An 8,624-nucleotide genomic window follows, 5' to 3' on the forward strand; every position below is an offset into this window, starting at 1 on the left:
CCGTGCCCAGCCGCGCCCCGTCTAGTGCGGCTGAAACTTCGTTCATTCCCGCGGTGCCGATTGCCGGAAGCAGCATTGAGTCAGGCTGCTCGCCGCGGGCGTACGGATTGTGCATCACCGGGTGGCGGTTCCCCCTCTTTGGGGACTGCGTCTCATTGTTGATCAATGACGCAAAGTCCCCGCACAGTCCCGGCTGGTTGCACACAACGCATAATCCCAGGTGGGGCTAGGTTTTGAGCGTTATGTTCGTGCCCTCGTTGTTCCCTACTATGAGGGCATGAAATCGTCTACCCTCCCCACGTTGCGCGCTACTGACGGTCGGCCCATGGACTCAGTAGAACGCACTCCCGAAACACTTGCCGGGATGCGAACGTGGCGGTGGCACATCACCCATCCCGCAGTCATCTGGTTGCCAGCCTTGATGCTGATCTATGTTTGCACGGCGTTGGCAACCGCCGGGCTCGGTTTGGCCACGTATTTTGTCTCCGAGGACGTGCCGGTGATGTTGCTCATGGTTGCGGGCGTGCGCATTGCCGCGATCGTGGGGTACGGGTTGATCGTCTGGCTGGAGCGTAGACGCCCCTTTGAATTGCGGCGGCCCATTGTGATGACATTGTTCGGATCGTCTATCGGCGCGGCGCTGATGTGCGCCATCATCGGTTTGGTGTATCTCTTCGGCGGCATCGAGTTTACGGGGGCGCGGCAGGGCTTGCCGTGGGCCATGCTGATGGTGGTGAGCGTGGCGCCAGCTGTGGCCGACGAGATCCTCAACAGGGGCGTGATGTTCCGCTATCTTGAGCAGATTTTCGGCACCTGGCCGGCGTTGGTGGTGAGCTCAATTATGTTTGGGGTGGCGCACCTAGCTAATCCGCGGGTGGGGGTGTGGGAGTTTCTGGCCATCACTCTTGAGGCGGGCTTTTTGTTTGGGGCTTTGTACGTGTTGTTCCGCTCGTTATGGCTGGTTATTGCTGCGCACGTAGCGTGGAACTTTGTACGTGGGCCGGTGTTTGGTAGTGGCACCACCAATATCATGGGTTATGAAAGTTGGCTGGTGTCCGAACCATCCGGCAATGCGATACTTAGCGGCGGCGCACTCGGAGTGGAGGCTAGTGCGGTCGCCGTGGTGCTCAGTACCGCGATTGTCGTATGGCTGGTGCGGGTGATTATTCGCCGCGGCGCGGTAGCCCAACCGTTTTGGGCTTAGTGCGCAATTACATCCATTGTGCGTTGTGCACGTCTACGCCATTGGCTTGCGCGTTCGCCTCGATAATGGCACGTAGCCACTCGGCAAGGCCGTCCGCGCGGTTATCGTAGTGTGCTTTCATGCTTGGATTCTCGGTGTAGCCGCGGGCGAGAACCACGTGCTTGTCATGGCTCATTTCGAACCATTGAGCGATGCTGGCGAAGTGTTCCTCGGCAAGTGCGTTGGCTTCTTTGGATCCGGGTTCTACGCCGAGTTCAAGCGCGTCGGCTAAGCGTTGTTCAAGGGCGTTGGTTTCCGCGCTGACTCGTTCCCAGTCGGCTTTGGTCATTTGGGCTTTGATCTGCTCGGATTGTTTCCACTCTGGGCTGTCGCCCCAACGCTGGAAGGCTTCTTCCTCCCACTTGGGGTTCCACAGCTCGCCCAAGATCTCGGCTTTTTCTTCGTTGGTGAGTTTCTTTGGCATGCTGTCCTCCAACAGTGTGTCGAGGGCTCGGATCATGGATTCCAGGCCCGTTTTTCGGTTGATCAGCACCTCACGCTGGCGGCGGAGGTGCGTGATGGAGTCGGCATCGGGGTCGTCGAGAAGCGTTTGAATTTCGCTGAGCGAGAAGCCCACCGCGCGGTAGGCAATGACCTGGCCAATACGTTCGATGTCTTCCTCGGTGTAGAGGCGGTAGTCATTCCAGTCTCGGAAGCTGGGGCAGGCGAGCCCAAGTTCATCCCAATAGCGCAGCGTGCGCATTGTGATGTTGAATAGCTTTCCAACTTCGCCGATTGTCCGTTCCATGGTTGAGACCGTAAAACCTTTCCGTAGCGTCAAGGCAAGCGTACGTCCAAAAAAGATCCTTCCCAAAGGTACTGTACTACTGGTACACTTAAGGCATGAGCACATACACAACGATTCCGGAGACGGTGAACGCCAGGAAGGTGCTCGTGCCCTACGTGCTGGGAGTCCTCGGCTCCCTTCTGGTCATTCACCTGGTTATTGCGTTTGGCGGCGGCCGTATTGGCCCGCTGGTACAGGTTCTCATGGTGGTGCTTGCGCTCGGCATGGCGGCGTGGTTCATTTGGCAGCGCAGGGCACTGGCCCGAATTCGCTTCGGTACGGTGGTCGCGCACGCCTTCAGCTATGTAGCGGTGGTGAGCTCGTTCCAAATACACGCCCTTGTGCAGGGCGTGCGTGCCGGCGCGAACGGCACCGCGATGGACATGGCGAATCTCTTGTTGGGGACCCCGTGGTTTGGGTTCACATTGCAGATAGGTGCGCTCTGGGGAATTGGGTTGATGATACACATCATCGGCACGATCCTCGGGCGCGGATGGGAGGATTAGTGTGACACATGTACGGCCGAACGAAACCGAGGAATGGCTGGTGGCGAAAATCGAGCAGTGGGTGGAAACCTACAAAAAGTCGATGCTCACGCCGGTGATCCTCGGGATCGTGGCCGCACGTAGCCAGGTCACGGTGGCGGAGGTCGCCGCGGAGCTCAACGGGCGCATCGGGTGGACCGTCACCGAGCGTGGCTTGTACCGCACCATTCGTCGCTTGGAGCACGATGGTTTTTTGGTCGCCGCGGAGGTTGCTGCCGCGCGCACTGGCAAAAAGAAAAAAGTGTTGTCAGTAACAGAAATGGGGAAGATTTTCCTAAAAGAAGTAGTGCGGAGTTTGGTCGAACCATAACCTTATCGACGCCGCGGAAAACCCGCCCACCCAGTTGAAATCCCCGAAAACGCTCAGCTAAGAAAATAGTAATAACTATTGAAAGGTCTGAAGTCTCGGGGGTTTTGTGGTGCGGCGGTTGTGGGGCTTTGTCGCCGGAAACCTAGTCTTGACCAGCCCAGTTCATCGCCTGTGCCGGGCAGAAAACATGCTTGCTAAGGGCGTGGGAAAAAAGTACCCTCAAATCATATTTGTTGCAATTGGCGCGGCTTGAGTATGGCTTTGGAGGAACAGCGTGATGCTAATCGGAGTGAAATCCCAGGCGGGCGATAATCGTGGACCTTGGGTCATCACCGCTGAAGAAAACGGCCGAATGTATGTTTTATTAGCCGATGGTGGCCAGCCGGAAGTATACAATGACCGAAAAGAAGCGGAAAGCCGGGCGTTATTTATTAGCAGCGGCAAATTGGACCCCGAACCGGAACCCGAACCGGAGCCAGAGCCGGTGCGCAAGGGCTGTTTCCTCACCACCGCTTGCGAGGTTGCACTCGGCGAACAATTTCAAGACGATGGCATCGAGCTGGCCACCTTGCGCGCACACCGTGACCGCCTCGCAGCGGAGCACCTTGAGCTGCGCGACAAGGTAACGGAGTACTACCGCAAGGCCCCGCTCATTGTGGAACGGATCAACGCTCAACCAACCGCGCGCGAAGAGTACTTGAACATTTATCGCACGTTGGTGGTGCCCACCAACGAGTTGTTGCGCGCTGGCGACGACGCCGCAGCGGTGGAAGCGTACTATGCGGGATTTGCCAAGCTCGCCGCCAAATACCGGGTGTAGCCCCGAGTCCGGTCTGTGGCCTTGTCTCCTAGGCCGTTAGAGCCCGAGGGCGCGCATCATGGTGCGTAGCTTCGCGTCGGTCTCGCGGAGTTCGGTATCCGGGTTTGAATTGTCCACAAGGCCGCCGCCAGCCCACGCCCGGGCGTGTACACCGTCAGTTTCGGCGCACCGGATGGCCACCATGAACTCGCCGTTGCCGTTGGCGTCACACCAGCCGACCGCGCCGGAATAGAATCCCCGATCAGATTCCACTTGCAGGATCAAATCCTTGGCAATCGGGGTGGGTGTTCCGCAGATTGCCGGCGTGGGGTGCACACGCAACGCGATATCCAGCGCGCTGGTGTGCGGGTCGCGCAGCGTGCCACAAATTGGAGTGGCTAGGTGCCACATTTCGGCGGTGGAGGTGATCTCTGGGCTTTTCGGCACGGATAGTTCCGAGCACAGCGGTTGCAACGCCGACGCAATATGCTTCACTACGAACTGGTGTTCGTGGAGATCCTTGGCGCTGGCCTGCAGCTGCTTCGCAATCGCACGATCATCCGCGCGCACTGTACTGCGTGGCGCGGAGCCGGCCAGGGGATACGTGCTCACCCGGTCGCCTGTGCGACGAATCAACACCTCCGGTGAACTACCCACCAAGCTCCGGCCCAAAAAACGACCCCCAGCGGGGGAAAGATCGGCGAAAAACCCATTGCGGTCCGGGGAGTAATCAATAAGTCGCGCCGCAATCAGCAGCGGATCCACCGGCTCCACAAACGAAATATCCACCGCCCGGGCCAACACCACCTTGTCCAGCCTCGTGCGCCGAATCGTTTCCACCGCGGCGCGCACGCGGTCCCGGTGTACGATGCGCACCGGGTCGTCGTTTAGCACTTCGGCGTGGATGCGACGCTCCAAACGATAATGCGCCGGCGGCTCTAGTGGCCCCTTCGTGCGCACAATATGGGCGGGCACGTGCAGCGCCGACCGCTCCTCTAAATCGAACGGAATTGCGCCGACGATCATGGTGTGTGTGCCGCGCCGCAACGCGTCCGCAGCCTCCCAGGGGTCCGTAAACGTGGCGAGGCTGCCTTGGGTACGAACAGAGCCATGTGCTCGCGAGAGCAAAAAATCAGGCGCAGTCGACGGGCGAGAACACATGAGTGACCATCCTACGCCATGCGCGGCACCAGCCCCTACCCTGCAACAGGCCGCCGGGGGAGCCAAAAGGTAAACTCAAAAACCATGTCTGAAGTTCGTGTTCGTTTCTGCCCATCGCCAACGGGTACCCCCCACGTCGGCCTCGTGCGTACCGCCCTGTTTAACTGGGCATACGCCCGCCACACCGGGGGCACTTTTGTGTTTCGCATCGAAGATACTGACGCCGCGCGCGACTCCGAAGAGTCCTACCAGGCGATCATCGATTCGCTGAACTGGCTCGGCTTGGATTGGGACGAAGGGGTGGTCACAGGCGGCCCGCACGAACCGTATCGCCAGAGCCAGCGAATGGACATTTACCGCGAGGTGCTGGAAAAGCTCAAGGCCGCCGGCGAGGTGTACCCCGCGTATTCCACCGCCGAGGAAGTTGAGCAGCGCCATAAAGCCGCAGGTAGAGATCCGAAACTCGGGTACGATAACTACGATCGCAACCTGAGCGCCGAACAAATCGCTGAATTTGAGGCGCAGGGGCGCAAGCCCGTGTGGCGGTTGCGCATGCCCGATCAGGATTTCGGTTGGCACGACCTGGTACGCGGCGACATTTCCTTCAAGGCCCAGACGCAACCGGACTTTGTCGTCGCCCGTTCCGACGGTTCCCCGCTCTACACACTGGTCAACCCGGTTGACGATGCGCTCATGGGCATTACCCACGTGCTCCGCGGCGAGGATCTGTTGCCGTCGACCCCCCGACAGCTTGCCCTGTACGAGGCGCTGAAGCGGATCGGCGTCGCAAAGCAAACCCCCGTTTTTGGGCACTTACCGTTCGTCATGGGGGAGGGGAACAAGAAGCTTTCCAAGCGCGACCCGCAGTCGAACCTGTTCCATCACCGCGACGCCGGCATCCTCCCGGAGGGCATGCTGAATTACCTGGCGTTGCTGGGATGGTCGCTGGCTGCGGATCAGGACATTTTCAGCGTTTCGGAACTAGTTTCGAACTTTGAAATCGCCGACGTGCTCAGCAACCCGGCGCGCTTCGATCAGAAGAAACTGGAAGCCATTAACGCCGACCATATTCGCTTGCTCGAGCCGGCCGATTTCAGTGCGCGGCTGCGGGCGTACCTCGAGGAATACAAAGGGTTCCCCGCCGATTACCCGGCAACTGATTTCGCCGTGGTTGCCGAACTCGTGCAAACCCGCATTAAAAAACTTGCCGACGCCTGGGATTTGGTGCGCTTCCTCATCACCGCCGACGCCGACCTTGAGCTGGACGAAAAGTCCGCACGCAAGAACCTGAAAGAAGATGCGATTGAGCCGCTCGAAGCGGGCATCGCTGCGCTCGAAAACGTTGACGAATGGACAACGGCGAGCATTGAGGCCGCGCTCCACAAAGCGCTCATCGAAGACCTCCAGCTCAAACCCCGCAAGGCCTTCGGCGCCCTCCGTGTCGGTGTCACCGGGCAAGCAATCTCGCCACCCCTGTTTGAATCCATGGAATTGCTGGGCAAAGAATCCACCCTCACGAGGTTACGCGCCGCCCGCGCTGCAACCCCCTACGCCTAACCGCCTATCGACGCCGCGTTGAGCTGCGGATTTGTGCCCAGCACTCCGGCGCGGCTATAGTATGTCACGTTGCACAGCGGGGTACCCGCAAGCAACAATGGCCTATGGTGTAATTGGCAACACTACGGTTTCTGGTACCGTCATTCTTGGTTCGAGTCCAGGTAGGCCAGCGGCGAGTTTCGTATTCGCTCACACAAGCCCCGTTCGTCTAGCGGCCTAGGACGCCGGCCTCTCACGCCGGTAGCACGGGTTCAAATCCCGTACGGGGTACTACGTGCCGCCTCGGAGCATCATGTTCATGGATGCCCCGAGGCGGCTTTTTGTGCGAATATGGCCACGGCACCCACTAGTATTTTGAGTGTAAATATTATTGGTGGAAGGGCAGGCTGCCATGGCAAAAGACCGTACTTGGCGGGATGGGATAGCAATTGGGGTGGTTGTACTTATCATGGCGATAGCTAGCGTTTTGGGGATCGCGGCGGCACTATATTTCACCCTGAAACACGGTGGACGGTCGGACCTGACCCACGATTACAGCAATTTCGTGGCCAAACCCAACTCCACCAGCAATTTTTTGGACAATCGCTATAGCAACGGCGCGGACATGCTGGAAATACCGGCACGCAGCGGCCGGTTTTTGGGTAGCGACGCCGCGCGCACAGTGCTGGCGGTGAACCTCACCGTTGATGATGGCCAGACGGGCTCGGAACGATTTACCCTCGCCGGCTACGATGCGAAAACAAAAACGAAAATCTATGAGGTGGATGCGTTCGATTGTGCTGACGTCTCCGAAGACGGCATCGTGTACTGCTCGTCTGACAAAGATTCCGTGATTCGAGGGCTTGATGTGCGCACCGGCGAGGAGGTGCAATCGTTGCCGATGCATGCCTCGCGAGCTCAGGTGCGCTACCTAGGAAAACATGGCGACACCACAATCCTGCACATAGGGCACTCTAGCGTTGCTGAGGCGTCAATGAATCAGCTTGTTGGAGTTCACGACGGTGCCACTGTTTGGCATCACGACCTCCCAGATCAGACCTCGTGCCAGCTTATCTCCGACGGTGCCGTAGCTTTTTGCCAACGCGAACTGACGTCCGAAGAGATTGCGGCCGATCCGGAATGGTCTGGCACAAACACCCGCGTGGTGAACGAAATATCATCCATTGACACCAACGATGGTTCATTGCTCGCTCAAAGTCGCGACTCTGGCTGGGTGCACCTCATGAGCGACGGCTGGTTTATTCGCCACCTCAGTTCGGTTCCGGAATCCAAAGCGGACGACCCACCCGCGGAGCTAACGGCGTACAGAGCCGACGGTACGGAAATTGAACACCGCGAAAAGGCCGGACGGTACACCATCCATCCGTACGGTTGGGGCGGCAACACCACCCTGTACCCATATGAGGCGTTCCGAGAAGTTGCGGAAAACGGCACGGTTGTGGTGAATGCCAAAGGTGAGGTGGTGTACCAGCAGATGTACACTCCGCACCCTCAGGGTCCAGATGATTTCGCTCGAGTCGGTGAGCGCAAGGTGGCATTTCAATTCAGTAAGTTTAATTCCAACCTGCATACGGTTTCTGAAGATGGGCACATGCTATTGCTGAGCTTATATAACTCAGCACACCCAGGGATGGGGCAGTACCAGCTCTACGATGTAAGGAAGCAGGAAGACGTCCTGAGTTTTATCGGGCAACGGATTACCGATATCTATGTCCTTAACGGTTTGCTGGCGGTAAACATCCAGGCTGAAAACCCGCAGGAACTAGGCAAACTCGTGGTGTGTATTCCGCGAGGTTAGCTACGACTTTGAGCACAAAGTTCCACCTGTTATACTCACTGTTCGGGTCCATAAGCGAATCGCGTTTGAGCTGTTCAAGCTTAAACAAGCCCCGTTCGTCTAGCGGCCTAGGACGCCGGCCTTTCACGCCGGTAGCACGGGTTCGAATCCCGTACGGGGTACATGAAGTGATCCCTGCACACTACAGTGTGTAGGGATTTCACTATTTTGGAAGTCACTGCGGTACCCGTTGCGTGGGGCCGGGGAACGTGCTTTGAACTGGGGATTTCTTGGTCTACGGGTATTCGTGTAAATTGATTCAAGCAGCCGCAAGCCCCGTTCGTCTAGCGGCCTAGGACGCCGGCCTTTCACGCCGGTAGCACGGGTTCGAATCCCGTACGGGGTACTAAGTACACCAAACTTACAGGCTGCATGTTCCGCCCTA

8 protein-coding genes and 4 tRNA genes are annotated in these 8,624 nt (G+C 58.3%); 10 read left to right on the plus strand and 2 right to left on the minus strand.

Annotated elements, in window-relative coordinates:
• Positions 1-277: 277 nt before the first annotated feature.
• The gene (locus tag Q4D83_RS05195; RefSeq protein ID WP_303173563.1) at positions 278-1,204 is read left to right on the plus strand and encodes a CPBP family intramembrane glutamic endopeptidase; all 927 of its coding nucleotides are present in this window, start codon (positions 278-280) and stop codon (positions 1,202-1,204) included.
• Between the two features lie 7 nt (positions 1,205-1,211).
• On the opposite strand, the gene Q4D83_RS05200 is transcribed toward Q4D83_RS05195, so the two are convergent.
• A complete protein-coding gene (locus Q4D83_RS05200; RefSeq protein ID WP_303173564.1) occupies positions 1,212-1,991 on the minus strand; it encodes a MerR family transcriptional regulator in 780 nt (259 codons plus the stop codon).
• A gap of 95 nt (positions 1,992-2,086) precedes the next feature.
• On the opposite strand from Q4D83_RS05200, the gene Q4D83_RS05205 reads away from it, so the two are divergent.
• From Q4D83_RS05205 to Q4D83_RS05215, 3 genes are all read left to right on the plus strand, one after another.
• Positions 2,087-2,536 carry a hypothetical protein gene (locus Q4D83_RS05205; RefSeq protein ID WP_303173566.1) on the plus strand — a complete coding sequence of 150 codons (450 nt, stop codon included), beginning with the start codon at positions 2,087-2,089 and terminating at the stop codon, positions 2,534-2,536.
• Between the two features lies 1 nt (position 2,537).
• Positions 2,538-2,885: a PadR family transcriptional regulator gene (locus tag Q4D83_RS05210; protein ID WP_303173567.1), complete on the plus strand. Its 348-nt coding sequence runs from the start codon at positions 2,538-2,540 to the stop codon at positions 2,883-2,885.
• 277 nt (positions 2,886-3,162) lie between these two features.
• Entirely contained in the window at positions 3,163-3,705 is a 543-nt protein-coding gene (locus Q4D83_RS05215) for a hypothetical protein (protein ID WP_303173569.1), read from the plus strand.
• Positions 3,706-3,741: 36 nt separating this feature from the next.
• Here Q4D83_RS05215 and Q4D83_RS05220 read toward each other — a convergent pair whose 3' ends face one another.
• Positions 3,742-4,845: an isochorismate synthase MenF gene (locus tag Q4D83_RS05220; protein WP_303173570.1), complete on the minus strand. Its 1,104-nt coding sequence runs from the start codon at positions 4,843-4,845 to the stop codon at positions 3,742-3,744.
• 84 nt (positions 4,846-4,929) lie between these two features.
• Here Q4D83_RS05220 and gltX point away from each other — a divergent pair, with 84 nt between their 5' ends.
• The 6 genes from gltX to Q4D83_RS05250 all read left to right on the plus strand — a co-directional run bounded on the left by gltX (position 4,930) and on the right by Q4D83_RS05250 (position 8,585).
• Positions 4,930-6,402, plus strand: a complete 1,473-nt coding sequence (gene gltX / locus Q4D83_RS05225; protein WP_303173572.1) for a glutamate--tRNA ligase — start codon at positions 4,930-4,932, stop codon at positions 6,400-6,402.
• Positions 6,403-6,500: 98 nt separating this feature from the next.
• Positions 6,501-6,572, plus strand: a tRNA-Gln gene (locus tag Q4D83_RS05230).
• 27 nt (positions 6,573-6,599) lie between these two features.
• Positions 6,600-6,672, plus strand: a tRNA-Glu gene (locus tag Q4D83_RS05235).
• Between the two features lie 121 nt (positions 6,673-6,793).
• Positions 6,794-8,200: a hypothetical protein gene (locus Q4D83_RS05240; RefSeq protein WP_303173574.1), complete on the plus strand. Its 1,407-nt coding sequence runs from the start codon at positions 6,794-6,796 to the stop codon at positions 8,198-8,200.
• Positions 8,201-8,288: 88 nt separating this feature from the next.
• Positions 8,289-8,361: transfer RNA gene (locus tag Q4D83_RS05245), tRNA-Glu, on the plus strand.
• Between the two features lie 151 nt (positions 8,362-8,512).
• Positions 8,513-8,585, plus strand: a tRNA-Glu gene (locus Q4D83_RS05250).
• The last annotated feature ends 39 nt before the right edge of the window (positions 8,586-8,624 follow it).

It is taken from the genome of Corynebacterium sp., assembly GCF_030532715.1.
GTDB lineage: Bacteria > Actinomycetota > Actinomycetes > Mycobacteriales > Mycobacteriaceae > Corynebacterium.